We start from the raw sequence: 24,867 nt of genomic DNA on the forward strand, positions 1-24,867 counted from the left end.
GCTCCTGTCCCCCTTGTCGCTTGGCAGCCGGCCAACTGGCCTCGCTATTCCGCGCAGACCTCCAGTCGGACAGGTTCGCGCCACAAGAGGCCCGGCCCGCGAGTCCGTCCGTTCATCGAACGGGGCCGCGCCACGCTCAAATTGACAAGGGACATCGAGCCACCGGGAGAGGCCGCCCGCCGGGCGCGCTTTCTGGAAACCTGTCCGACTGTCGGACAGCCTTGCGCCGCATGCGGCCTGAGCCCGCGAACGTGTCCGACTGTCCGACAGGTTTGCGCCCCCCGAAGCCGGGGAGCGGCCCTTCGCGGCAGACACCGCGTGCGGCGGGACGACACGTCCATGTCAGACCCCTGTGGTGGGATGGCGACGCTGGACGAGAAGGGGGATGGGGATGGGACGGGGCGGGCTCGTGGCGTACGTGGAGGCTCAGATTGAGCGCGATATCGCGCTGGGGCGGTTGCACCCGAGCGGGCGGTTCGGCTCGGAAGCGAAGCTGGCGCGGCGCTATGAGACCTGCCGGGGCACCATTCGCGAAGCACTGCGGCGGCTGGCGGCACGGGGCCTGGTGGTGCAACGCCCCGGGCGCAAGACACGCGCGGTGGCGCTGGACGAGTCGCTGACGCTGGAGAACCTGGGCCTGGTGCTGCATGACGCGCGCTCCCCGGAGGCCCGGTGGTTCCTGGAGGGTTCCTTCAGCCTCAAGCGACAGGTGCTGGTGGAGCTGCTGGTCGACTGCTGCGCGAAGGCTTCCGCGGTGGCCATGAATCGGCTGATGGACACCTGCTTCAGGTTGCAGGACGCGGCACGCTGGGAGTCAGGGGTCTGGTGCGCGCAGGTGGAGTTCGAGTTGCTGCGGCTCGCGGCCCGGGTGGCGGAGCGTCCCGGGTATGTGCTCCTCGTCCAGTCGCTGCAGCGGGCCTTTCTGGGAGGCGCGGCCATGCTGCTGCCCCTCATGGGCGGAGAGTCGCTGCGAGAGTGGGCCCGGTGCGCGATGGAAGCCCTGGGGGAGCGTGACGCCCTGACGATTCAGAACGCGCTGCCGTCGATGATGAAAGCGTGCGATGAGCGCGTGCTCGCGCAATTCACCCCTGCCGTCCTCGAATCGCATCGCGCCCAGGAGTGCCTCCTCGACGCCACCGCGCATGTTGCGTCCGCAGCCTCGCAAGCCGAGGGGCTGGCGTCAGGCTCTTGTGACGAGGAGCACGCCCCTGGCCGCCTCGCGACAGCCACCGTGCAGGAGACGCCCCCTGACGTCGCGGGGCCGGGCCTCGGCCACCTTGCGCCAACCACGAGGCAGGACGCGGCGCTTGAGGGACGCCCCCTCGTGGCGGAGTCAGGGCACGGCTTCCTTGCACCCGCCTCCGAGGCCCTTGAGGAGCCCGGGGTTGCGCTCCGCTCCCATGCGAAGGCCCTCCCCATGAAGTCGGACAGCGGGGCGCTGTTTCCAGCGCCCACCGGGCTCGATTCCAGCGAACTGCAGGAAGACCGCGTCAGGGAGGTGAAGGGCCCGGTCTTGGGCACCCTGTCCGACCGCCGGACAGGTTGGGGCGTCTCATCTCCGAAGGAGGGCCTCCAGGCCGAGCCGCCCTCCACCGGAGACCTCGGGCAAACAAGCGGAGCGGTGCGCAACGGGAGCGGCCTGCATCACGGCACCCTGGGCCGACTTGGCCTGTGGGCTGCGCGCTTCTGGCGCTTCCTTGCCCACTCCCTGGACACCCTGCTTCATGAGCAGCAGCCCTTTGCTTCCGCTGTCTCCCTTGAAGCTCCGCGCGCCCCTTCCTGACGGAGCCCCTGCGCGGTGGACGTCGGGCGCATCCGCCCTATTCCTGCTTCCACTGCGGAGGCCTTCGAACTTCGGCGGCCTGCTCAGGAAGGCGTCACCCGCATGGCCAGCATCGGGCGGTACACCGCCCGGTAGGACCAGGCCAGGAAGATCTCCGCCGCCAGGAGCACCACCGCCAGGCCCAGGCCCGACGGCGCGAGGAAGGCGTGCGTCAGGAAGATGTTCACGATGACCGGCGCGATGAGCGCCAGCGCCAGCGGGACGAAGCGGTTGGTCAGCAGCAGCAGGCCCACCACCGTCTCCGTGCCCTTCACCAGCGCGAACAGGAAGCCCGTCGCCTTCATCGCGATGCCGAAGGCCACCGCCGGATCCGCCGGGTCCAGGTCCTTGGGCATGGGAATGAACTCCAGGAACCCGTTCAACCCGAAGACGAAGAACACCAGCCCCATGAACACGCGGGCCGCCGTCGGCATGAATCGGGCGAATGACTTCTTCTTCGGGGTGGCCTCCACCGCAGGGGAGGAGGAGGAAAGGGTGGCGTCCATGGCGTGCTCCGTTCAGATGGGAAATCGCGGGCCTTCTACTCCACGTCGAATCAGGGCCCCCTGAATCGACATGTCTCTCGCGCGGCTAGCGTCGCGGCAGCCCGCCTACATGGCCGTACGTCCGGGCGCGCAGCCGCAGCACCTGGTACGTGGCGCCGCAGAGGAACAGGCCCAGCAGCGTCGCCAGGGCGGCCTGCACCACCGGAGACTGCGGGCTGTCGGCCAGGGGCCTGTCCGCGGGCAGCCGGGTCAGCGTCTCGTTGAGGCCCGGCACCAGCAGCACCATGAAGCTGGCGGAGTACGTGAGGGTCCGCACGTACTCCGTGGCGCGGCCGAACACGCCCAGGCCTGGCGCCGCCGCGCCCACCGCCATGAGCAGCAGCGCCACGAGCCCCAGCGCGTGGCCCGGGTTGAAGCCGCCCGTGCTCGACAGGCCGAAGGACGTCACCACCGACGTCACCATGCTGGCGACGTACGCCTTGCCGACGCGCGTCCCCGGGTCGATGCGCCCGTCGCGCGCGAAGGCCCGGACACCGAGGACGATGGGGGGCACGCTCACGAGCGTGTGGAGGATGCCCAGGGTGGACAGGGGGTTCGCCATGACAGGACTCCAGATGCGAGGGCTTGGGCTTCAGGCCAGCAGGTATTCGCGGATCATCACGCGGGCGCGGTGCAGGCGGCTCTTCACCGCCGCCGGGTCCAGCGACAGGCGCTCGGCCATCTCGCGAATGGTGAGCGCCTCGAAGTCGCGCAGCATGACGACCTCCAGGTAGCGCGGCGGGAGCGACTCCAGCGCGGACGCCATGTCCAGCCGCAGCGAGTCCGGCGTGTGCGCGGCCATCCACTGGTCCACGAGCGCTTCCTCGTAGGGGTCGTTCCTCAGCACCGTGCGGGCCAGGCGGCGGCACTCGCGCTGGACGATGCGGAACATCCACCCGGAGAACGACGCCAGCTTGCGCACGGCGGACAGGTGGCGGGACATCACCAGCAGGGCCTCCTGGACCGCGTCGTCCACGTCGCTGATGAGGCAGCGCTTCTGCGCGTAGCGCCGGAGGTAGGGCTGCTGGAGTTGGAGCAGGTGCACCATCGCGTCGCGGTCACCGGCGTGGGCCGCGAGCAACAGCGCGTCGGGAGTGGAAGTCGAGCCCATGGAGCCTGCCTCGTGCGACGGGGAAAATCCCCATCCGCGCACTAAGAGGCGGCCACGGGCCGGATGGATTCGCGGCCCTGCTGATTTTTCTCCGGCCCCGCCCAACCGCTGGAAATGCCAGGGGTTTCAGCGCCAGAGGTTGGTGCGCGCCAGCTCCAGCACCTCGTTGGTGCGGCCGTTGAGCAGGGCCTTGATGCCGAACAGGGTGAAGCCCGCGGCCATGGACGCGGTGATGCGGGGCGGCATCACCAGCTCCGCCTTGCTGACCACCGCGTCCACCAGCACGGGGCCCGGCGTCGCGAGCGCCAGTTGGACGGCTTCATCCACCTGCCCGGGGTCCTCCACGCGCAGGCCCTTGACGCCCACGGCCTCCGCCAGCGCGGCGAAGTTCGGGTTCTGGAGCGCCGTGCCCACGTCGAGCATGCCGCCCACCTGCTGCTCCATGGCCACGAAGCCCAGGGAGCTGTTGTTGAACACCACGACCTTGATGGGCAGCCCCAACTGCACCAGCCCGATGAAGTCCCCCATCAACATCGTGAAGCCGCCGTCACCGGAGAAGGAGATGACCTGCCGGTCCGGGAAGGCCTTCTGCGCGCCAATGGCCTGCGCCAGGGCGCTCGCCATGGAGCCGTGGTTGAAGGAGCCCACCAGCCGCCGGCCGCCCTTCATGGTCGCGTAGCGCGCGGCCCACACCGTGGGCAGGCCCACGTCACAGGTGAAGATGGCGTCGTCCGCAGCCTGGAGGTCGAACGCGCGGGCCACCTGCGGCGGGCGGATGGGCTTCTTGCCCACCGTGCCCTGCCCCAGCGCGTCCAGTTCCTCGCGCGTCTTGTGGTAGTGCGAGAGCGCGCGGTCCAGGTGCTTCGTGTCGCGCTTCGCCTCGATGCGGGGCAGGAGCGCCTGGACGGTGGCGGACACGCTGCCCACCACGCCCAGGTCCACCCGCGTGCGCTTGCCGATGTTCTCCGCGCGCACGTCCACCTGGATGATCCGCGTATCGGCGCTGTCCGGGTAGAACTGCCGGTAGGGGAAGTCCGTGCCCAGCATCAGGAGCACGTCGCAGTCGATCATCGCCCAGTACCCGGACGCGTAGCCAATGAGCCCCGTGAGCCCCACGAAGTGGGGGTTGTCCTTCTCCAGGAACTCCTTGCCCCGGAGCGCGGAGACGACGGGCGCCTGGAGCCGCTTCGCCAGCTCCACCACCTGAGCACCCGCGCCCTCGCAGCCCGCGCCGCACAGCAGCGTCACGCGCCCGCCGCGGTTGAGCAGCGCGGCCACCTCCTCCACCTGCGCGGAAGGCGGCATCAGCAGGGACGGCGACGGGCGCAGCGACTCTGGCGTAGGGGCGCGCGCGTCCTCCGCCTTCTGCATGGCGATGTCGCCGGGGAGCACCACCACGGCCACGCCGCCCTTGCCCACCGCGTTACGGACGGCGATCTCCGCCGTGCGCTGCATCTGATTGGGGCCGGAGACCAGCTCGCAGTAGTGGCTGCACTCCTTGAAGAGCGACTCCGGGTGGGTCTCCTGGAAGTAGCCGGTGCCCAGCTCCACGGAGGGAATCTGCGCGGCGATGGCCAGCACCGGCACCCGGCTGCGGTGGCAGTCGTACAGGCCGTTGATGAGGTGCAGGTTGCCGGGGCCGCAGCTCCCCGCGCACACGGCGAGCTTCCCGGTGAGGTGCGCCTCCGCGCCCGCGGCGAAGGCGGCGGCCTCCTCGTTGCGCATGGGCACCCATTCGATGTCACCCCGCTGGCGCAGCGCCTCCGTCAGGGCGTTCAGGCTGTCACCCACCACGCCATAGATGCGCTTCACCCCCGCGAGCGCGAGGACCTCCACGAACTGGTCCGCCACCGTCTTCTTCATGGTCCACCCCGGGGCGAAGATGTGCACCGTCCCGCTGGCCTGCGACCGGCCGTGCGGCCGGGCCCCACGCAAGGCCGCCTGCCGGGTGAGGACAGGCCAACGGGGCCGTGCCATTCGCCGCGCCCCGAGCACCGTTCGCCGCGCCCTTCGGGTCATTGGCGGCATGGCCCCTGGAGGCAGGTTCCGGCCGCGACATCGTGTCGTCATGCGAAGCCCCCTGCCGTGGTCCGCCGTCGCAGTGCTGCTGCTCACCCTGTCCGCCCCGGCCGCCGAGGACCCCGGCCGCGCCCGAGTCCGCGCCGCCGCCGAGGCCATGGGCGGAGAGGCCCGGCTCCGCGCGCTCAAGGGCCTGCGCCTTCGAGGCGTGGGCCACTGGAACCTGCTGGAGCAGTCCGAGCGCCCCACGCCGCCCTTCCTCGTCGTGTACGAGCAGTTCGAGGAGGTGCGCGACCTGCGCCGGGGCCGTCTGCGCCAGAAGTCCGAGAGCCGGGGGGCGGTGCTGGACGAGTGGAAGGGCGTGACGATGTTGCTCGCGGACGGCGTGGCGGCGGCGGACTTCCAGGGGAAGTGGAGGCCCCTGGGCGCCGCGCAGCTCCAGGACCTGCAAGAGCGGCGGGCCTTCGCGCCCGAGCACGTGCTGCTCGCGGCCCTGGACGCCAGGGACCTGCGAGCCCAGGCGGACACCGTGTTGCAGGAGGTGCCCCACCACGTCGTCGCCTTCCACCTGGACCGCGCGAGCGTGCGCCTGTTCCTCAACGCCCGCACGGGCCTGCCCACGGCCGTGGAGACGGTGGACGCGCATCCGGAGGATCCCTTCTGGAGCGTCTGGGGCGACGTGCGCACCGTGTTGTCCTTCCAGGCCTGGACGCTGGAGGCGGGCGGGCTGCGCTACCCGCGCCACTGGGAGTGGGCGCGCAACGGCCAGCCCTACCACTCCGTCACGGTGACGGCGGTGACGGTGGATCCGCCGCTCGAGGACGCGGACTTCGCCGTGCCAGACGACGTGAAGCAGGGCTTCGAGGCCCGCCGCGCGAGGAAGCTGGACGAAACCCCCGTGGTCCGCCCCGAAGCGCCGCCCGTGGAGGTGGCCCCCGGAGTGGTTCAGCTACCGGGAGCGTGGAACGTGGCCCTGGTGGCGCAGGACGACGGCGTGGTGGTGGTGGAGGGCCCGCTCGCGTCCGGCTATTCCGCGCGGGTGATGGACGAGGCCGCGAAGCGCTTCCCCGGCATGAAGGTGAAGGCCGTGGTGTCCACCAGCGACGCCTGGCCGCACATCGGCGGACTGCGCGAGTACGTGGCCCGGGGCATCCCGGTGTACGTGCTGGATTTGAACCGCGCGCTGGTGGAGCGGCTGGTGGCGGCGCCGCGCACGCTCGTGCCGGATGCGCTGGCCCGGAAGCCGCGCGCCGCGAAGCTCCAGGTCGTGGACGGGCGGCGCGTGCTGGGCGGCGGGAAGAACCGGCTGGAGCTCGTTCCCGTGCGTACGGAGACGGGGGAGCGGATGCTGTTCGCGTGGCTGCCGGAGCGCCGGCTGCTCTACACGTCCGACTTGGCGCAGCCCCAGCCGGACGGCACGTTCTTCAACGTGCAGCAGGTGGACGAAACGGTGGAGGTGGCCGCGCGAGAGAAGCTCCCGGTGGCCCAGGTGTTCGGCATGCACCTGAAGCCCACGGACTGGAGCGCGCTCAACACCGCGGTGGACAAGGTCCGCGAGCCCTGATGCGCCGCCAGGGCCACGGATGAGAAGGTGAGAACCCAGCCAGGCCGCCCCGCCGGCGGCGCACGGCCAAAACCTGTCCGACTGTCGGACAGGTTTCGAGAGCCCGCGCCGGCAGGAGGGCTGCTCGCCCCGGACGGTTGGAACCTGTCCGACTGTCGGACAGGTTTTGGAGGTCCGTGCCAGGCGGGCGGTGGCTGGCATGGGTGGATTGGGGACGTCAGCGTGCCCGGCCCAGCCGCCGCTCCAGGTGCTCGCGGCGGCTTCGGCTCACGCGCAGGCGCATGCCGCTTCGCAGCACCACCACCTGCTCCGTGGGCGAGGGCCGGTGCACTTCTTGAATGCATGCCACGTTGACGATGGCGGAGCGGTGGATGCGCACGAAGCGCTCGGGGTCCAGCCGCGCTTCCAGCGCCGCCAGGCTCTCGCGCAGCACGTGGGCCTTGCCGGCCGCGTGCAGCGTGACGCAGTAGTCGTCCGCCTCCACCCACTCGATGTCCGCGACAGGGACGAGCACGGAGCGCAGCCCCACGCGGACCAGCAGCCGGTCCGCGGGAGGCTCGGCGGGTCTGGGTGCCGGGCCTGCGTCCGCCAGCAGGTCCGCGAGCCGTCGGCCCAGTTCGGCGGCCTCGCCGGTGCGCAGCCGCTGCCGGGCCCTGGCGAGCGCCTCGTCGAAGCGCGCGTCATCGAAGGGCTTCACCAGATAGTCCACCGCGTGCACGTCGAAGGCCTTCACGGCGAAGGTGTCGAACGCGGTGATGAAGATGACGGCGGGCATCTGCTCCACGCCCACCTCGCGCAGTACGCCAAAGCCGTCCAACTCCGGCATCTGCACGTCCAGCAACACCAACTGGGGGCGCTGGACGCGGATGGCCTCCACTGCCTCGCGGCCGTCACGGCACTCGCCGCACACCACCGCGTCCGGATGGCGCGCCAGGGCCTGCCGCAGACCCTTCCGGGCCAGCGGCTCATCGTCCACCAACAGCACGCGCAGCTCAGCCATGCGCCACTCCCGCGACGCCCGGCGTGGAGCGCCATGGCAGCAGGACCGTGGCCACGGTGCCATGTCCTTCCGCGTTGGCGATTCCCAGCCGCCCCGCTTCACCGTAGAGCTGCGACAGGCGCGCCCGCGTGTTCGACAGGCCGATGCCCCTTGCCGCTTCCAGGTCGAAGTCCCGGGGCAGCCCGGGACCGTCGTCTTGCACGGTCAGCTCCAGCGCGTCTCCGCACCGCCGCGCGCCGATGCGCAGCACTCCGGACGCAGAGCGCACGCCGATGCCGTGGCGGAGCGCGTTCTCCGCGAGCGGCTGGAGCACCAGGTGGGGCACCCGGGCCTCCAGCGCTTCCGGCTCCACCGCCCACTCCACCCGCAGCCGGTCCGCGAAGCGCAACTGCTGGAGCTCCAGGTAGCGAGACAACACGGCCACCTCGTCGCGCAGGGACACCTCCTGGGTGGCCCCCTGCTGGAGCAACTGCCTCAGCAGGTCGCTCAACAGCACCAGCATGCGCGCGGCCTCCTCCGTCTCCTTCTCGCGCACCAGCACCACGATGGCGTTGAGCGTGTTGAAGAGGAAGTGCGGCTGCAATTGCGTCTGGAGCGCGAGCAGCCGGGATTCGGCCAGTTGCACCGCGAGCGCCGCGGCCTGACGCTCGCTGTCCCTCGCCCGCTGGGAGGCCCGCGTGGCGGAGGCCACCGCCAGCACCGTCGCGTAGGCCATGCCCATCATCGGCAGCCAGCCCCACCAGGCACGCAGCCAGCGCGAGGCCCAGGTGGCGTCCCGCCCCGGCATGAACCCCGCCGTCGTCGCCGCGTATACGGCGGCGAACAACGCCCCCATACCCAGACACGCCGCCAGGTGCACGAGGACGGAGCGCGGCCTCGGCGGGCTCAGGGGCTCGCGCGCGGCGAGCCGGGTGAGCCACGGCGTAAGGGGCAGCCACACGTACCAGGCGGGCATCTGCGCCGCGAACACCCGCCACGGCGCGGGCGCACCGGCCATGTCCCGGCTGAACGTGTACGTCTCCAGCGCGGAGAAGAGCGCGGGCACGGACCACGCGGCGGCCCGCCTCGCCCACGCGCGCCACTCGCTTCCAGAGGTGTCTTCCACGAGGCCCGCGAGTCTACCGGCGGGCGCCACGGACTTCACCGGCTCCGCGAGGGCTCAGGGGAAGCCGCTCAGAACAATCTTCCCCACCGTGCGGCCCGTCTCCACCGCGGCGTGCGCTCGCCGGAGGTTGGCGGCGGTGAGCGGCCCGAAGTCCTGCGTCATGGTGGTCCGCAGCGTGCCGCCCTCCACCAGGTCCGCCACCGCGTCGAGCAGCCGCTGCTGGGAGAGCGGATCCGCGTCGTAGAGGGCGCGGGTGAACATCAACTCCCAGTGCAGCGCCAGGCTCTTGCGCTTCATCGCGGTCACGTCGAGCGGCGTCTGCGGGTCGTCGATGATGCCCATGTGGCCGAAGGGCGCCATCAGCTCCACCAACTGCGGGAAGTGCTGCTCCGTCGCGGTGAGCGCCATCACGTAGCGCACGCCGCCCGGCACCAGCGCCTTCACCTGCTCGGCCAGGGGCTGACGGTGGTCCACCACGTGGTGCGCGCCCAGGGATTTGCACCACTCCACCGTCTCCGGCCGCGAGGCCGTGGCGATGACCGTGAGGTCCGTCAGCCGGGTGGCGAGTTGGATGGCCATGGAGCCCACGCCCCCCGCGCCGCCCACCACTAGCAGCGCGTCCTTCCGGGTGCCCGTCTTGTGCTGGGGCACCCCCAGGCGCTCGAACAGCAGCTCCCACGCGGTGATGGAGGTGAGCGGCATCGCGGCCGCCTGGGCGAAGGTCAGTCCCCTCGGCTTGCGTCCGACGATGCGCGCGTCCACCACGTGCAGCTCGGAATCCGTCCCGGGCTTCGCGATGGAGCCCGCGTAGAACACCTCGTCGCCGGGGCGGAAGCGCTTCACGTCCTTCCCCACGGCCTCCACCACGCCGGCCGCGTCCCAGCCGAGCACGCGCGGCGAGGGTTCCACCTTGTCCTTGGGCGCACGCACCTTCACGTCCACGGGGTTCACGGACACGGCGTGCACGCGCACCAACAAGTCGCCGGGACCAGGCGTGGGGTCGGGCAGCTCCACGTCGGCGAAGGCTTCGGGATGGTCACTGGGGAGGTACTTCGTGAGGGCAACGGCTCGCATTGGGGGCTCCTTTGCGTGCAACATCGTCCCGAAGGTTGGAACCGACAAGTACGCAGGATTTCCGCCCATACGTACGAAAAGGGAACCATGGCCCGGCACAAATCCTATGACTGCTCCGCGGGATGCCCGGTGTCCGCGACGCTGGATGTGATTGGGGGCAAGTGGAAGGGGCTCATCCTCTACCACCTGCTCGAAGGCACGCTGCGCTTCGGGGAGCTGCGCAAGCGCATCCCGGACGTCACGCAGCGGATGCTGACGCAGCACCTGCGTGAGCTGGAGGAGAGCGGGCTCGTGCACCGGCAGGTGTACGCGCAGGTGCCTCCACGCGTGGAATACAGCCTCACGCCCCAGGGCCAGACGCTGCGCGGCGTGATTGCCGCGCTCAAGTCCTGGGGAGAGACGTACCTGGGCCGCAAGGCTCCGAAGCCGGCTCCGGAGCGGGCGGCCCCGAAGCGGCGGCTCGCCGTCGCGGGGCGCTGAGCGCCGCCCGCGCCCTACCCCGCCGCGCGCACCATGCGCAGCACGACCGCGAAGTGCAGCGCCGCGCCCACCAGCGTCATCGCGTGGAACACCTCGTGGTAGCCGAAGACGCCGGGCCGGGGGTTGGGCCGCTTGAAGGCATACGCGAGCGCGCCCAGCGTGTACGCCAGCCCTCCGGCGATGATGAGCAGGCTCGGGCCCACGCCCACCGCGCGGAAGACGTCGCCGAAGTACGGCATCATCGTCCACCCCACCCCGATGGCCAGCGCCGCCGTCACCCACTTGGGCGCGCCCACCCAGAACAGCGACTGGAGGATGCCCAGCAGCGCCCCCGCGTAGAGCCACGCCATCAGCGGGTTGCCCACCTCGGGCGGCAGCCCCAGCAGGATGACCGGCGTGTACGTCCCCGCGATGAGCAGGAAGATGGCCGCGTGGTCCGCCCGGCGCATCCACGCGCGGGCCCGCGGCGACCAGTTCACCCGGTGGTACGTCGCGCTGATGGTGAACAGCCCCACCAGGCTCAGCGCGTACAGCGCGGACGCCACCGCCGTGCGCGGCGTGGGCGCCATCGCCACCAGCACCACGCCCGCCCCCACCGCGAACGCCGCCGCCCACTGGTGCAACACCCCCCGCAGCTTCGGCTTCTCCATGCCAGACACCGCCGCGCTCATCCGCGCACCACAGTGAACTCGACACCTCTCGCAGCGAAGCATTTCATGACGGTGCCGGCTCCCGATTCAACCTACGATACGGTAGGTTTCGATTCGGTAAGTTACTGACGGGTAGGTTCGAGGTCAACTTGAAGAAGAAACAGCGGCTCACGGGTGCGGAGCGCCGGGTCCAGTTGATGGAGATAGGCCGGGCGGTCTTCGCCTCGAAGGGCTACGAGGCGACCTCGATTGAAGAGGTCGCCCAGCAGGCAGGCGTGTCCAAGCCCATCGTCTACGAGCACTTCGGCGCGAAGGAGGGGCTGTACGCGGCCATCGTGGACCGCGAGCTGGAGGACCTGGTGACGCGCGTGTCCGCGAGCATCGCCCAGGGCACGCCCCGGCAGCGCTTCGAGGACGCGGTGCTGGCGTTCATGGACTACGTGAAGGAGGAGCCGGCGGGCTTCGCGGTGCTCACGCGGGACTCGCCCACGGCGGCGGCGCGGCGCGGCCTGACGCGCGTCATCGACGACCTGGCCCAGCGCGTGAGCGACGTGTTCCGCAGCGAGTTCGAGCGCGCGGGCTACCCGTCCAAGGTCGCGCCCATCTACGCCAACGCGCTGGTGGGCATGGTGACCCAGGTGGGCCACTGGTGGGCCGCGGAGGGCAAGGCCTTCTCCACGGAGAACGTGGCCCGCCATGTCGCGGCCCTTGGATGGATGGGGCTGAGGCACCTGCCCAAGGACCCGGCAGCACCCGGCGTGAACAAGGCCGTGAAGCAGCGCAAGGGCTGAAGCCCCTCGGTGGCCGCTTCGTGGGTTCCCGGGTCTCCTGAATTGCCCAGGAATTTTCTTTTCTGGGTGAAAGCCCACCCCCTGGAAAGCGCTCCTCGCGCGAACCGGAGTCCCCCATGCGCATCCGTCACTACGCCTCGCTCGCGTCCTTCCTGCTGCTGGGAAGCGCCTGTGGTCCCACCGACACCACCGCTGAAGAGACTGCCCGGACGGAGGCGCAGCAGGGCAGCGCGCTGGCCTCGAAGCCCGTGCGTGGCGACGGCCTCCGCCAGCTCCAGGCGCAGCGCCCCGGCTTCCTCAAGGGCGCGGGCGAGCTGAGCTCGCGGCGCTTCCACGTGGACGGGCGCGGCCAGGCGCATGAGCGCCTCTCGCAGACGTTCCAGGGCGTGCCCGTCTTCGGCGCGGCGGCCATCGTGCACATGGACGCGAACGGCGCGATCGCGGGCGTGACGGACAAGCTGGTGCGCAACCTCAAGGTGGACACCACGCCCCGGCTGCGGGCGGAGGAGGCCATCCAGCGCGCCGTGTCCGCTCAGGAGTCCGCGGGCAGCGTGCTCACGGGCGCGCCCCGCGCGGACCTGCAGATCCTCGCCGACAGCAAGGACACCCGCCTGACGTGGCGCGTGCAGTTGGAGACGGTGGACGTGGACGGCCTGCCCTCCATGCCGAACATCTTCATCGACGCGCGCACCGGTGACTCCGTCTGGGCTTTCGACAACCTCCAGACGACCCGCAACCGGAAGACCTACACGGCGAAGAACCGCACCACGCTGCCCGGCACGCTGGTGCGCAGCGAGGGCCAGGGCGCCTCGGGCGACGCGGTGCTGGACCAGGCCCACGACAACGCGGGCTTCACGTACGACTTCTACTCCAGCGTGTTCGGCCGGGACAGCTACGACGGGCTGGGCACGGCGCTCACCTCCAGCGTCCACTACAGCAAGAACTACGTGAACGCGTTCTGGAACGGGACGCAGATGGTCTACGGCGACGGTGACGGCTCGCAGTCCAGCGCGCTCACGGTGCTGGACGTGGTGGGCCACGAGCTGACCCACGCCGTCACGGACACGTCCTCGGAGCTCATCTACGCCAACGAGTCCGGCGCGCTGAACGAGGCCATGTCCGACATCTTCGGCGCCTCCATCGAGGCGTACCGGGACGGCGCCGTCACCGCCAACACCTGGAAGATTGGCGAGGAGTGCTGGACGCCGGCCACCGCGGGCGACGCCTTGCGCTACATGAACGACCCGGCCATCGCGGGGGACTACGACTACTACCCCACGCGCTACACCGGCACGTCCGACAGCGGCGGCGTGCACTGGAACTCCGGCATCGCGAACCTGGCGTTCCACCTGATGGTCAACGGCGGCACGCACCCGCGCGGCAAGACGAGCAACGTGGTGCCCGCGCTCGACGCCAACAGCTACGCCAGCATCATGAAGGGCGCGGCCATCTTCTACCGCGCGAACACCGTCTACCTGACGCCGGGCAGCACCTTCTCCGACGCGCGCGGCGCCACCGTGCAGGCGGCCGCGGACCTGTACGGCTCCAGCGCCGTCACGTCCGTCAACGAGGCCTGGAGCGCCGTGGGCGTGGCCGCGCCGCCGTCCTGGACGACCCTCGCCACGCTCACCAACGTGTCCGGCGCCCGCAGCAGCAACACGAACCTGAGCTACGTGAAGCCGTCCGGCGCCACCGCCATGCGCTTCCAGCTCTCCGGCGGCACGGGTGACGCGGACCTCTACGTGAAGTTCGGCAGCGCGCCCACGACCTCCACCTACGACTGCCGCTCCGCGGGCGCCAGCAGCGACGAGTCCTGCACCATCAACGCGGCGCAGTCCGGCACGTACTACGTGCTCATCCGCGGCTACACCGCCTACTCCGGCGCCACCTTCACGGTGAGCTCCGGGCAGTAAGCCTTCCGTCGTCCGCCGGCGCGACCACCACGGCCCGGGTGGCCGCGCCGGGCTTTTTTCCGCCTCAAGTCTTCACCGGCCGCGCCTTGAGCGCGGCCTGGATGCCCTCCAGCGCGCCCGGGTCCTCGATGGTGGTGAGGTCTCCGGGCTCGCGGTCCTCCGCCACCGCCTGGATGCTCCGGCGGAGCAGCTTTCCGGAGCGCGTCTTGGGCAGGTTCGCCACCACGTACACCGCCGCGGGGCGGGCCACGGCGCCCAGCGTCCGGCCCACCGTGTCCATCACCTCGCGTGAGAGAGCATCCCGGTCCTCCTCCCGTCGCAGGCGCGCGGGGTCCCTGGGCACGGCGAAGGCCATCACCACCTGGCCCTTCAATTCGTCCTTCACGCCCACCACCGCGACCTCCGCGATGGCCGGGTGGCCGCTGATGGCCTCTTCAATCTCGCGCGTGCCCAGCCGGTGGCCCGCCACGTTGATGACGTCGTCGGTGCGGCCCAGGATGAAGTAGTCCCCGTCCGCGTCACGCGTGGCCCAGTCGAAGGTGTTGTAGAGGGGCGTGTCGAAGCTGGAGAAGTACGTGGAGACGAAGCGCGCGTCGTCACCCCACACCGTGGACAGGCAGCCCGGCGGCAGCGGCGGCTGAATCACCAGCACGCCCTTCTGGTCCGCCGCCGTCACCTCCTCCCCGCTCAGCCCGTCCACCAGCTTCACGCGGTAGCCGTAGATGGCCGCCCCCGGTGAGCCCAGCTTGCGCTTGCGCGGCTCCACCCCGGGGACGGGCCCGAGGATGGGCCAGCCCGTCTCCGTCTGCCAGTAGTTGTCCAGCACCTGCGTGGACGGCAGCGCGTCCGAAATCCACGCGTGCGTGGGCGCGTCCAGCGGCTCTCCCGCGAGGAACAGGTAGCGCAGGCTGGACGTGTCGTGGCGCTTGAGGAACGCCGCGTCCTGCTTCTTCAGGATGCGGATGGCCGTGGGCGACGTGAACATCACGCTCACCCGGTACTGCTCGATGAGCCTCCACCAGACGGCGGCGTCCGGCCGGATGGGCAGGCCTTCGTAGAGCACCGTCGTCATGCCATTCAGCAGCGGGCCATAGACGATGTACGAGTGGCCCACCACCCAGCCGATGTCGGAGGCGGTGAACATCACCTCGCCGGGCTGGCCCGTGTAGATATGGCGCATGGACGCGGCCAGCGCCACCGCGTAGCCGCCCGTGTCGCGCTGCACGCCCTTGGGCTTCCCGGTGGTGCCGGACGTGTAGAGGATGTAGCTGGGCTCCGAGGACTCCATCCACTCCACCGGAACCTGCGCCCCTTCGTGCTCGCGGCCCAGCGTGGCGAAGTCCACGTCGCGCCCCGGCGTGACGGGGCTGTTGGGGACGAGCCCCCGGTCCACCACCACTACGCGCGCGGGCGGGTGCTTCGCGAGCGTGAGGGCCTCGTCCACCAGCGGCTTGTAGGGGACGACGCGGCCCGCGCGCATGCCCGCGTCCGCCGTCACCAGCAGGACGGGCTTCGCGTCGTCGATGCGCATGGCCAGGCTGTGCGCCGCGAAGCCGCCGAACACCACCGAGTGGATGGCCCCCAGCCGCGCGCAGGCGAGCAGCACGAAGACGGCCTCCGGCACCATGGGCATGTAGATGATGACGCGGTCCCCGCGCTTCACGCCCAGCGAGCGCAGCATGGCCGCCGTCCGGTTCACCTCCGCGTGCAGTCGGGTGTAGGTGTACTGGCGGCGCTGGTCCGTCTCGGTGGACTCGAAGACGAGCGCCGGCTGGTCCGCGCGGGTGGCCAGGTGCCGGTCCACGGCGTTGTGGCACAGGTTGGTGCGCCCGCCGACGAACCAGCGCGCGAAGGGCGGCCGGGAGGCGTCGAGCACGGCGTCGAACGGCCGCTCCCAGTCGATGAGCCGGGCCTGCTCCGCCCAGAACGCCTCCGGCGCTTCGATGGAGCGGCGGTAGAAGTCCAGATAGCTGCCCATGCGGACGCTCCTGAAGAAGGGGGATGTCCCCCGACGATAGCGGCGGGCCCGCGGAGGTGGGAAGGACGCCTGCCCGGAAGGTGCCTGGGAATAATCAGCGCGGCTGGCGTAACCCCATCAGCTTTTCCACTGAAGGGGAGCCCACACATGAAGCGTTTCACGCAGGCGTTGGGGACGTCCGTCGCGCTGGTGCTGTTGGCCGTGCCCGTGGCGTACGCGGGGTCGAAGGTGCAGTTCTTCGTGAGCATCAACTCGACGGCCCGCACGGCGTACGGCGCGATGGGCACGGCGCGCAACAGCGCGGACACCACCCAGAACATCTATTGCCGCACCTTCTCGGACGTCACGGCCGGTGAGTCGGTGCGCTGCTTCGCCAACAACAGCGCGGGCGTCTACGTGAGCTGCTACTCCTCCGCTCCGGCGCTCGTGCGCAGCGTCCAGTCCGCCAACGACTCGGCCTACCTCTACTTCGCCTGGGACGCGGCCGGCGTCTGTCAGACCATCGACGTGCTCAAGGGTTCGCACCTGGAGCCGAAGGCGCCGTAGTCCCGCGACTTGCGTCACGCCCCCGGAGCCTTCGATGAAGACCTTCCTCCAGACACTGTTGTCACAGGTCCCGGGCATCGCGCTCGGCATCACCGGGGGCGTGGCGCTGACCTTCGCCACGCTGGAGTCCCGCGTGGAGCACCTGCTGGACGCGAAGCTGGAAGCGCAGCTCGGCCAGCTTCGCGGGCTCGTGCAGTCCCGTCCCGCCCCCGTCCCCGTCGTGATGCAGGCACAGGACTCCCGCGAGGAGCTGCGGCTCATCCGCGAACAGCTCGCCTTGCTGGCGGCGCGGGAGCCCGTGGCGGCGCCGCGCCTGGAGGACCCCGGGGAGGACACGCGCCTCGCGCCCACGCCCGAGCAGGTGGAGTCCTCCCGCCAGGGACAGCAGGTGCTGGCGGACGCCGTCGGGAGGGGCCGCTGGACGGAGGCGGATCAACAGCGCTTCCACCAGGCCCTCCGCGCCGGGACGCGCGACGAGCGCGAAGCCCTGGAGCAGCGCCTGTCGCTGGCCATCAACAGCGGGCAACTGCGGCCGGTGATGGGCGACGAGCGCTAGCGCCCGGCGCGACGCAGGCGCGTCCAGCCAGCACGCGGATCCAGGTGCGTGCGCGAGCCGTGGGTGTGATCACGCGAGGTTGCGGTCTGGTCCTGGCCTTGCAGCAGGAGAGCGCGTGTCCGTGAAGCAGGTCGTGCTTCACGACACCTCTCCCCCACCCGCCGGGTCCTTCCATGACGATTTCGACCTCCCTCACCATCCAGAACAACTCCGGCTGCCCCATCGATAGCCGCGGCACGGTTGACTACAAGGACGGTTCGCTCAGCGGCTCCGCGCCCGCGACCAGCATCGCCGCGGGCTCCAGCACGACCTTCAAGGTCGAGCAGAACAACTCCGTCTCTCCAGGTCCTGAAGGCACGGTGACGTACAAGCTGGAGACGGGGAACGAGCAGGTGCCCCTCTCCTTCTACTGGAACTACTCCAGCGGCCCGAGCCACCCGGAGTCCTATACCGCCACCACGGACTCCAGCCTGGCGCCGGTGGTCATCACCCAGACGGACACCAGCGGAGACCACCACGCGACCACCTACCGGGTGGACTTCAAGCCGCGCGCGCCGCATGAGTGGGACCTGGTGTGGGCGCTGTCCGTGGGGCTCATCAACAAGCAACTGCACGCGCTGCGCTACTACCAGCTCATCCCGTCCTCGTTCACGCAGGCCGCCAGCGGGGGCGCGCAGCTCACCGTGACGGCCATGGGCGACCCGACCGTGTCGGTGCCTGACGACCAGACGACCCACCTGGACGTGCACCTGCCCTTCACCACCGCGACCCTCCAGTACGTGGAGTCCGGCGCGACGAAGACGCAGGCCCTGTCCGGGACGACGGTCATCGTGTCGCTGGACCTGTCGCAGGCGCAGGTAACGGACCCGGGCACGCTGGCCGCCACGTCGGAGGCGAAGCAGCACATCCAGGGCCTCCAGTCGCTCAACTACTCCGTCTACCGCCTCTTCCTGGACCTGACCCAGCCGTCGCTGTTCCGGTCGCTCCAGGTGGTGAACGCGAGCAACCAGCCCGTGGCGCTCAGCCAGGCCGCGCAGGCCGCGCTCCAGGCCACGCTGGCCGGCGTGGGGCACATGGACGTGGCGTACACGACGCAGGCGCCGGGCAGCCCCGCGAGCATCGTCCCCACGTTCGCGAAGGAGCGCACGACCCGCTACAGCACCAATGGGAACTTCAGCACGCTCAACGTCTGCATGATGAGCCGGGGCCGGAAGGAGCCGGCGTGGGCGTCGCGCTTCGGCTTCACCGCGCCGCTGGCCGCCACCACCAACCCGGACGGCACCCCGGCGGAGGCCCGCGCGCGGCTGTACCTCAGCCAGGACACGCTGGGCGAGGGCTACCTCAAGCCGGTGGTGCTGCCCGCCATCCTGAAGGCCTCCGGCATCCCCGGCAGCACCACCCGGCAGGGGGCGCTGAAGTACCAGTGCGTCGGCACGCGCGACAACTCCCACAAGAACGACGGGCGCGGCGAGTTCGTCCAGGTGAACAACGGGTTCGACCAGTACGTGCTCGGCACGGAGGGCGTGACGTTCACCACGTCGCCCAACACCAGCCAGACGGACCGCTGCACGGTGGCGCTGAGCGGCCAGTTCCAGGTGAACATTGAAGTCAGCCAGTATCCGCTCGACTTCATCGGCCTGGGCATGAAGGACGTGCTGGGCCGGGCCACCTACGTGCAGCCCTGGACGGGCACCATCACCCTCGCGGCCGGAGACGGCGGCAAGCTGGTGACGTCCGTGAGCATCGTGCTGGGCAAGGCCCCGGCCCCGAGCGTGGACAAGACCCTGGATGGCTGGGTCTTCAACGCGCTGGACAAGCTGTTCAACTGGTCCTCCACGTCGCCGCAGGACGCCATCACGAAGCAGGCGCAGCAGTTCGCCAGCGACCTGGCCACCGCCTTCCGCGACAACGCCTCCATGTCGCTGGACGTCGAGGATTGCGTCGTACTGCCCACGGGCGCCGCGCATGACTACAGCCAGTTCGTCTTCAACGCCGAGGGCGCCGTCCAGGTGGACGTGTCCTTCCCCGGCTGAACCACCCCTCCATCCCAAAGACATCCAAGGACTCCCTCCATGTCCCAGACTCCCCAGACGGGCTCGGCGACCGTTTCCTCCAGCCTGATGTACAACTACCTGGCCGCGACCTCCGTGGACGCGGCGTACCCCCTGGCCTCCGCGGAGGACACCGGCGGCTCGCCGCTGCTGTTCAGCGTGGGCGCGTCCGCCGCGAACACCGCGCGCAAGACGCTGTGGGTGATGTTGCGCGACACCACCGTGACGACCGGCTGGCGTCAGGTGGAGCTCAGCCCGGACGCGAACCACGACGTGCAGGGCTACGCGGTGGTCCAGGCCCCGTCGGGCCAGGTCATCCTCGCCGTGGCCGTGGACGACGGCGCGGGCGGCAGCCGCGTGTTCGTCTCCCCCGCCCTCGTGCCCACGCCGGACGGCGGCCCGTGGAGCACGCTCGACAGCGCGTGGGTCCAGCGCAACGGCGCCCCCGCCGGGATGCCCGTGCAGCGGCTGTTGCTGGGCGACTTCGTCAGCGCCAGCGAGGCGCCGCTGCTGGTGGCGGAGGTGAAGAACACGAACGGCACCACCGGCCGCTACTTCGTGGACGCGTCCACGAGCAACACGGCCAGCGCGTGGGTGAACTGGGCGCCGCCCAAGGACATGCAGACGCTGCACGACGTGGTGGTGGCGCGCGCCTCCATCACCGGCATCACCTACCGGGGCACCTGGTCGCTGTTCGACGACAACACCGGCAAGCGGTGCCTCACCTTCACCAGCCTCCTGGACCCGGCCACCAACACCACGCATTCGCTGTCCGTGACGGCGCCGTCCGGGGCGCGCTGCCTGTGGGCGCTGGAGGACCGCCAGAACCAGGGACTGAGCGCGCTGTACGTGGGCGGTGACGGGCTGTCCTGGTTCCCCTCCACGGGCCTGAAGAACGCGAAGAGCACCGCGCTCTCCATCGCGTCCTCCAGCGTGCTGTCGGGGGTCACGTCCGTGCTGGCGCAGCAGGACTCCCAGCGCGTCAGCGTGTGGGCGGTGGACGGCAGCCAGCGGCTGTTCTCCCTGAACAACGCGGTGGGCGCCACGGACGGCTGGTCCGCGCCGCTCCAGCAGCGCGAGCACGTGGCCCGGCTGGCCCCGCGCCGCAACCAGAAGCGCTCCACGGGGGAGCTGTTCGTGGCCTCCACGGACAACAGCCTCATCACGTACCTGTGGCAGGACCCGGACACCACCGCCTGGCAGAACTCGGACATGGTGCTGCCCACGCTGGAGAACGGGCAGGAGTTCCCCAGCTACACCACGGTGGTGCGCTTCACCGACGCGCAGGGACAGGCCCTGGTGGGCCAGCCGGTGCAGGTGAACGCCTCCGAGTGGTCCCGCGTGATGGTGAACGGCTACTGGACGGACCTGGACACCAGCACCCGGGTGGAGGTGAAGACGGACGCCAGCGGCACGGTGACGCTCATCAACAAGGTGTCCGACGTGGGCACGCCCGTGTTCCGCTTCAGCGCGGCGTTCCTCGCCCAGGACGTGACGGCGGACCCCAGCGCGGAGCTGCGCGCGAACCTGGCCGCGAAGCTGAAGGACCAGGACCTGTCCCAGTGGAAGAAGCCGGACGGCACGCCCGTGGTGCCCCCCGGCGCGAACCCGGACCTGGTGGCGCAGGTGCAGGCGTCGCTCCAGCAGTTGATGGACAACATGGACAGCCTGCCGGCGGACGGCTCGTCGGCGCCCGTGGAGCCCGCGGCGCCCGCGGCCCCGTCCATGGCGCCCACGGCGATGGCCAGGACCCAGACGTCCTTCGCGGTGCTGGGCAACGTGACGAACGCCATCGAGACGGCGGCGGGCGACGTGCTCCAGGCGCTCAAGAGCGCCGCGGGCGCCGTCTATGACTACGTGCTCCAGCCCATCGTCAGCGGCACGAAGACGCTGCTCCAGTTCTTCGTGAAGATTGGCGAGCAGGTGGTGACGTTCGTCATCCGGACCCTCAAGGAAGCGCTCCAGCTCATCAGTTGGCTGTTCCAGCAGTTGGAGGTGCTGATTGAAGATATCATCGCGTTCCTGGGCTTCCTGTTCGCGTGGGACGACATCCTGGCCACCCAGCGCGCGCTGGAGGCGATGACGCAGGACGTGTTCCTGGCGATCGCCGGCAAGATGAAGGGACAGGAGGCCGCCATCACGGCGTTCTTCGACCAGCTCATCTCCCAGTGGGACAGCGTCTGCGACACGGCGCTGGGCATGGACGACGTGAGCACGCAGCAGGTGGCGGCCCAGACCCAGAGCGAGGCGACGCCGACGGCGCAGTCCGCCCTCACCTGCGCCACCACCAGCCCGGGAGCGACCTTCTCCACCTACCAGGTCGCGCACGGCGGCATCGGGGACAGCACGCCCACCACGCCCGTGAACCCGGTGGCGCAGGCCATCACCGACTTCCTCCAGACAGTGGGCAACATCCTGTCGGACGTCGAGGACAGCCTGGAGGCGGTGCTCCAGGGCCTCCAGACGATGGCCAGTCAGGGCACCCTGAGCCTGCACGCCGTCGTGCGGCTGCTCGCGGGCGAGGCGGCGAAGGCGCTGCTCGGCGCCATGCGGGACCTGATGGTGGGGCTCTGCGAGGTGGTGGAGGACCTGACCCAGGCGCTGCTCCAGGACGTGCTCCTGCGTCCGTTCAACATCCCGGTCATCACCTGGCTCTACCAGAAGCTCACCGGCGAGCAGCAGTTGACGATGCTGGGGGCCGTCAGCCTGCTGGCGGCCATCCCGCTGACCATCGTCTACAAGCTGCTGACGGGGAAGGCCCCCATCCCGGAGCAGCCGGCGTCCTCCCAGCTCCAGTTGGCGCGCACGCCGTGGAGCGCCCGGAAGGTGCTGGAGCTGGACGCGGAGCCGGACTCCAGCTCGGTGGGTCCGCATGCCTATGACTACTCCGTCGTGGGAGGCGGCGTGGCGGAGTTCTGCTCGCTCCTCTACAGCGCCTGCGTGTTCGGGAACTCGCTGGCGCCCGTGCCCAGGGCCCAGAAGATCCTCTCCAGCGTCCAGGCCGTCACGACCTGCGTCAGCGTGGCCATGACCTTCCCCTTCGACGACAGCAGGGCCCAGCAGGGGGTGGACCGCGGCCTCTGGGGGCTCACCCTGGTGGAGGCCGTGACCGCGGGCTGCGTGGCCCTCCTGACCCTGGCTCCGCCCAAGGAGGAGGACGCGAAGGCCCTGGCGAAGATCGTGGAGCGGGTGGACACGGGCCTGCTGGGAATCATCGGCATCGCGGGCCTCATCACCTCCGTGGTGAGCTACGTGATGGAGATGGTGGCCCTGAAGGGACAGACGCCGGTGCCCGAGTACCACGGCTTCAAGTCGGACACGGAGAAGCTCGCCGCCAACCTGGTGCGCAACACGGGGACGACGGTGGAGAGCTTCGGGGGCTTCGTCCCGGAGTCTCCCGGCAAGCTGGAGATCCTCTTCATCGCCTTCGCGCTGGAGTTCGGCGCCTTCGGGCTCGACATGATCCGCTGGGCGGAGACCGTCATCTACGACGAGGACGTCGAGGGCGGCCAGGAGAAGCTCTTCCAGCCCTGGTGAGCGACCACGCCACCGTCCCCCGGGCCTGAGCGCCGGGGGGCGGCATCCCCCTCACGCCAGTGAACACTGCATCCGCTCACGGTCCCGGGGGCCGGGGACTTTCCGGGCGTGGACGCTTCCGGTTTCCAGGGGCCGGCACCACCTTGGAGGCGAGGAGTCACACACCCCATGGATGCGGAAGGCACATCGGAGCTGGGAGCCGCGAAGGTTCCCCTCGTGTCCAACCAGAAGCAGCAGCGCACGCGGCGTACGCCCCGGAAGCTGAAGCCCTCGCGGCTGCAGGCCGTGGACTTCCGCTCCGTGGAGGAGCGCATGGACGCCGGCCGCGCCCTGCGCAAGCGCTGTCCCCGGAGCAGCCACGCCCGGTGGAAGCCCTTCCGGGGACGCGACCCGGTGGCGCAGCTCCAGGAGTCCGACGCCACGCGGCTGCCCTGGCTGGTGCCCGTGCGGCATGAGCGCATGTCCGAGTCCCCGTTCGCCTTCCTGCGAGGCACGCCCTTCGTCATGGCGCGCGACCTGGCCCACACGCCGCACAGCGGCCTGCGCAGTCAAATCTGCGGCGACGCGCACCTGGCCAACTTCGGCCTCTTCGGCACGCCCGAGCGCAACCTCATCTTCGACCTCAACGACTTCGACGAGACGCTGCCCGGCCCCTTCGAGTGGGACGTGAAGCGCCTGGCCGCGAGCTTCGTCGTGGCCGCGAAGCAGAACGGCCTGGGCGGGCGCTGCGGGAAGAAGGCCGCGCGCAAGGCCGTGGAGTCCTACCGGCTCACGATGCGCGAGCTGACCACGAAGAGCCTGCTGGAGGTCTGGTCGCTCCACGTGGACGCGAAGGAGCTGAAGCACTCGGACTCCGACGACACCGCGAAGCTCGCCGCGGAGGCGGTGGAGAAGGCGAAGCGCCACACCAGCGCGCACGCGGTGGAGAAGCTCACCGTGGAGCGCAACGGCCAGCGGCACCTGGCCTACCAGCCGCCCCTGCTCTTCCCGCTCAGCGCGGTGAAGATGGACGTGTCCCCCGCGGAGCTGGAGCGGCGCATCAAGCGGCTCACGGTGGGCTACCTGGAGTCGCTGGACGGCGCGGTGAGGGACCTGTGCCTGCGCTACCAGCGCAAGGAGTGGGGCTTCAAGGTCGTGGGCGTGGGCAGCGTGGGGCTGCAGGCCTACGTCGTGCTGTGCGAGGGCAACGGCGGGGAGGACCCGCTGGTGTTGCAGCTCAAGGAGGCGAAGGCCTCCGTGCTGGAGCCCTACCTGGGCCCCAGCGAGTTCCGCAGCGCGGGCGAGCGCGTGGTGGTGGGCCAGCGGCGCATGCAGGCCTTCTCCGACCTGTTCCTCGGCTGGACGGAGGTGGAGGGCATGGGCGCCTTCTACGTGCGCCAGTTGCGCGACATGAAGGGCGCGCTGGACGCGGAGAAGATGGACGCGCCCGTGTTCCAGGACTACGCGGACGCATGCGGGGCCACGCTGGCCCGAGCCCACGCGCGCACCGGAGACGCCGCGCTCATCACGGGCTACCTGGGCAGCAATGACCACTTCGATGAGGCCGTCACCGAGTTCGCCTGTGCCTATTCGGATCAGGTGGACTCGGACTACGGGCACTTCATCGATGCGCAGGCGAAGGCGTTGGAGGCACTGACGCACTGAGCGGGGCCGCGCGCCTCCGTCTGCGGTCCGTTGAAGTTGTCACGTCCCAGGGTCAGGATGCCGGGCTTCCTGAGCTTGAGGGCGTCATGAAGCTGGCCGGAGCCGTCACGCTGGTACTGCTGCTCGCGACGGGGTGCGCGACCCGCCGCGTTGTCCATATCGATACCGGGAACGGACCCCGGGTCGTCCACGAGCCGGTGGAGGTTGCCCCCATCCAGGTGAGCGAGGACGCATTCGCAACCGCGCTCACGCGGCTCATCCTGGACATGCGCATGGACGTTGTCTTCCGTGAGACGGAGGCGGCGGATGCGCGAGGATGGGTGCGCTCCAGGGCGCTGCTCGCCTCCTCGGCGGGCCTCGCGGATTCCGGCTCGCCCGGCTCGCCTGAGTCCTTGTACGAGCGCCTCTGCCCTGATGGCGACGAGTGCTTGACCCTGGTGGGCGGAACCGGGTTGCCCTTCTCGCGCAAGGACCGGACGTT

At 70.3% G+C, this 24,867-nt stretch carries 19 protein-coding genes and 1 pseudogene; 11 read left to right on the top strand and 9 right to left on the bottom strand.

Translation table 11 applies throughout. The annotated features are described in order from the left end of the window. Positions 1–409 precede the first annotated feature (409 nt). Positions 410–1,783 (top strand): FadR/GntR family transcriptional regulator, encoded by a 1,374-nt coding sequence (locus K8556_RS37550; RefSeq protein WP_370640031.1) that lies wholly within the window; start codon positions 410–412, stop codon positions 1,781–1,783. 83 nt (positions 1,784–1,866) lie between these two features. Here K8556_RS37550 and K8556_RS37555 read toward each other — a convergent pair whose 3' ends face one another. From K8556_RS37555 to poxB, 4 genes are all read right to left on the bottom strand, one after another. Beyond that, a complete protein-coding gene (locus K8556_RS37555; RefSeq protein ID WP_223744950.1) occupies positions 1,867–2,328 on the bottom strand; it encodes a DoxX family membrane protein in 462 nt (153 codons plus the stop codon). Between the two features lie 85 nt (positions 2,329–2,413). Further along, the gene (locus K8556_RS37560) at positions 2,414–2,929 is read right to left on the bottom strand and encodes a hypothetical protein (protein ID WP_223744951.1); all 516 of its coding nucleotides are present in this window, start codon (positions 2,927–2,929) and stop codon (positions 2,414–2,416) included. A 30-nt stretch (positions 2,930–2,959) separates the two neighbouring features. Beyond that, on the bottom strand, positions 2,960–3,478 hold the full coding sequence (locus tag K8556_RS37565; protein ID WP_223744952.1) for an RNA polymerase sigma factor: 519 nt from the start codon (positions 3,476–3,478) through the stop codon (positions 2,960–2,962). A gap of 126 nt (positions 3,479–3,604) precedes the next feature. Further along, positions 3,605–5,341, bottom strand: coding sequence for a ubiquinone-dependent pyruvate dehydrogenase (poxB, locus tag K8556_RS37570; RefSeq protein WP_223744953.1), 1,737 nt, complete (start codon positions 5,339–5,341; stop codon positions 3,605–3,607). 205 nt (positions 5,342–5,546) lie between these two features. Here poxB and K8556_RS37575 point away from each other — a divergent pair, with 205 nt between their 5' ends. Continuing rightward, positions 5,547–7,061, top strand: a complete 1,515-nt coding sequence (locus K8556_RS37575; protein ID WP_223744954.1) for a hypothetical protein — start codon at positions 5,547–5,549, stop codon at positions 7,059–7,061. A gap of 217 nt (positions 7,062–7,278) precedes the next feature. On the opposite strand, the gene K8556_RS37580 is transcribed toward K8556_RS37575, so the two are convergent. The 3 genes from K8556_RS37580 to K8556_RS37590 are packed head-to-tail and all read right to left on the bottom strand — an operon-like array spanning position 7,279 to position 10,240. Next, positions 7,279–8,061: a LytTR family DNA-binding domain-containing protein gene (locus K8556_RS37580; RefSeq protein WP_223744955.1), complete on the bottom strand. Its 783-nt coding sequence runs from the start codon at positions 8,059–8,061 to the stop codon at positions 7,279–7,281. Next, on the bottom strand, positions 8,054–9,166 hold the full coding sequence (locus K8556_RS39915; RefSeq protein WP_223744956.1) for a histidine kinase: 1,113 nt from the start codon (positions 9,164–9,166) through the stop codon (positions 8,054–8,056). The genes K8556_RS37580 and K8556_RS39915 overlap by 8 nt, the downstream gene beginning before the upstream one ends. A gap of 54 nt (positions 9,167–9,220) precedes the next feature. After that, entirely contained in the window at positions 9,221–10,240 is a 1,020-nt protein-coding gene (locus tag K8556_RS37590) for a zinc-binding alcohol dehydrogenase family protein (protein WP_223744957.1), read from the bottom strand. An 87-nt stretch (positions 10,241–10,327) separates the two neighbouring features. On the opposite strand from K8556_RS37590, the gene K8556_RS37595 reads away from it, so the two are divergent. Continuing rightward, on the top strand, positions 10,328–10,720 hold the full coding sequence (locus tag K8556_RS37595; protein ID WP_223744958.1) for a helix-turn-helix domain-containing protein: 393 nt from the start codon (positions 10,328–10,330) through the stop codon (positions 10,718–10,720). Positions 10,721–10,734: 14 nt separating this feature from the next. On the opposite strand, the gene K8556_RS37600 is transcribed toward K8556_RS37595, so the two are convergent. Further along, positions 10,735–11,370, bottom strand: coding sequence for a hemolysin III family protein (locus K8556_RS37600; RefSeq protein WP_223744959.1), 636 nt, complete (start codon positions 11,368–11,370; stop codon positions 10,735–10,737). 149 nt (positions 11,371–11,519) lie between these two features. Here K8556_RS37600 and K8556_RS37605 point away from each other — a divergent pair, with 149 nt between their 5' ends. Beyond that, positions 11,520–12,161: a TetR/AcrR family transcriptional regulator gene (locus tag K8556_RS37605; protein WP_223744960.1), complete on the top strand. Its 642-nt coding sequence runs from the start codon at positions 11,520–11,522 to the stop codon at positions 12,159–12,161. A 116-nt stretch (positions 12,162–12,277) separates the two neighbouring features. Then, the gene (locus tag K8556_RS37610) at positions 12,278–14,074 is read left to right on the top strand and encodes a M4 family metallopeptidase (RefSeq protein ID WP_223744961.1); all 1,797 of its coding nucleotides are present in this window, start codon (positions 12,278–12,280) and stop codon (positions 14,072–14,074) included. A 64-nt stretch (positions 14,075–14,138) separates the two neighbouring features. On the opposite strand, the gene K8556_RS37615 is transcribed toward K8556_RS37610, so the two are convergent. Further along, a complete protein-coding gene (locus K8556_RS37615; protein ID WP_223744962.1) occupies positions 14,139–16,052 on the bottom strand; it encodes a propionate--CoA ligase in 1,914 nt (637 codons plus the stop codon). Between the two features lie 147 nt (positions 16,053–16,199). Between K8556_RS37615 and K8556_RS37620 the strand changes: the two genes are divergently transcribed. From K8556_RS37620 to K8556_RS37645, 6 genes and pseudogenes are all read left to right on the top strand, one after another. Next, a complete protein-coding gene (locus K8556_RS37620) occupies positions 16,200–16,598 on the top strand; it encodes a hypothetical protein (protein WP_223744963.1) in 399 nt (132 codons plus the stop codon). Between the two features lie 34 nt (positions 16,599–16,632). Further along, a complete protein-coding gene (locus K8556_RS37625; RefSeq protein WP_223744964.1) occupies positions 16,633–17,154 on the top strand; it encodes a hypothetical protein in 522 nt (173 codons plus the stop codon). 173 nt (positions 17,155–17,327) lie between these two features. Further along, positions 17,328–19,187, top strand: coding sequence for a hypothetical protein (locus K8556_RS37630; protein WP_223744965.1), 1,860 nt, complete (start codon positions 17,328–17,330; stop codon positions 19,185–19,187). A gap of 39 nt (positions 19,188–19,226) precedes the next feature. Continuing rightward, entirely contained in the window at positions 19,227–22,742 is a 3,516-nt protein-coding gene (locus K8556_RS37635; RefSeq protein ID WP_223744966.1) for a hypothetical protein, read from the top strand. 168 nt (positions 22,743–22,910) lie between these two features. Next, positions 22,911–24,386, top strand: a complete 1,476-nt coding sequence (locus K8556_RS37640) for a DUF2252 domain-containing protein (protein WP_223744967.1) — start codon at positions 22,911–22,913, stop codon at positions 24,384–24,386. An 86-nt stretch (positions 24,387–24,472) separates the two neighbouring features. Beyond that, positions 24,473–24,867: pseudogene (locus K8556_RS37645) on the top strand (hypothetical protein); the annotation flags it as partial.

Source organism: Corallococcus sp. AS-1-12, from assembly GCF_020036995.1.
GTDB lineage: Bacteria > Myxococcota > Myxococcia > Myxococcales > Myxococcaceae > Corallococcus.

Bases quoted from the DNA above. Each gene is read 5' to 3' on its own strand.
- K8556_RS37555 (WP_223744950.1), bottom strand. From the start codon at position 2,328: ATGGACGCCACCCTTTCCTCCTCCTCCCCTGCGGTGGAGGCCACCCCG.
- K8556_RS37580 (WP_223744955.1), bottom strand. From the start codon at position 8,061: ATGGCTGAGCTGCGCGTGCTGTTGGTGGACGATGAGCCGCTGGCCCGG.
- K8556_RS37615 (WP_223744962.1), bottom strand. From the start codon at position 16,052: ATGGGCAGCTATCTGGACTTCTACCGCCGCTCCATCGAAGCGCCGGAG.
- K8556_RS37640 (WP_223744967.1), top strand. From the start codon at position 22,911: ATGGATGCGGAAGGCACATCGGAGCTGGGAGCCGCGAAGGTTCCCCTC.
- K8556_RS37595 (WP_223744958.1), top strand. From the start codon at position 10,328: ATGGCCCGGCACAAATCCTATGACTGCTCCGCGGGATGCCCGGTGTCC.
- poxB (WP_223744953.1), bottom strand. From the start codon at position 5,341: ATGAAGAAGACGGTGGCGGACCAGTTCGTGGAGGTCCTCGCGCTCGCG.
- K8556_RS37635 (WP_223744966.1), top strand. From the start codon at position 19,227: ATGTCCCAGACTCCCCAGACGGGCTCGGCGACCGTTTCCTCCAGCCTG.
- K8556_RS37600 (WP_223744959.1), bottom strand. From the start codon at position 11,370: ATGGAGAAGCCGAAGCTGCGGGGGGTGTTGCACCAGTGGGCGGCGGCG.
- K8556_RS37630 (WP_223744965.1), top strand. From the start codon at position 17,328: ATGACGATTTCGACCTCCCTCACCATCCAGAACAACTCCGGCTGCCCC.
- K8556_RS37620 (WP_223744963.1), top strand. From the start codon at position 16,200: ATGAAGCGTTTCACGCAGGCGTTGGGGACGTCCGTCGCGCTGGTGCTG.
- K8556_RS37560 (WP_223744951.1), bottom strand. From the start codon at position 2,929: ATGGCGAACCCCCTGTCCACCCTGGGCATCCTCCACACGCTCGTGAGC.
- K8556_RS37625 (WP_223744964.1), top strand. From the start codon at position 16,633: ATGAAGACCTTCCTCCAGACACTGTTGTCACAGGTCCCGGGCATCGCG.
- K8556_RS37575 (WP_223744954.1), top strand. From the start codon at position 5,547: ATGCGAAGCCCCCTGCCGTGGTCCGCCGTCGCAGTGCTGCTGCTCACC.
- K8556_RS37565 (WP_223744952.1), bottom strand. From the start codon at position 3,478: ATGGGCTCGACTTCCACTCCCGACGCGCTGTTGCTCGCGGCCCACGCC.
- K8556_RS37590 (WP_223744957.1), bottom strand. From the start codon at position 10,240: ATGCGAGCCGTTGCCCTCACGAAGTACCTCCCCAGTGACCATCCCGAA.
- K8556_RS37610 (WP_223744961.1), top strand. From the start codon at position 12,278: ATGCGCATCCGTCACTACGCCTCGCTCGCGTCCTTCCTGCTGCTGGGA.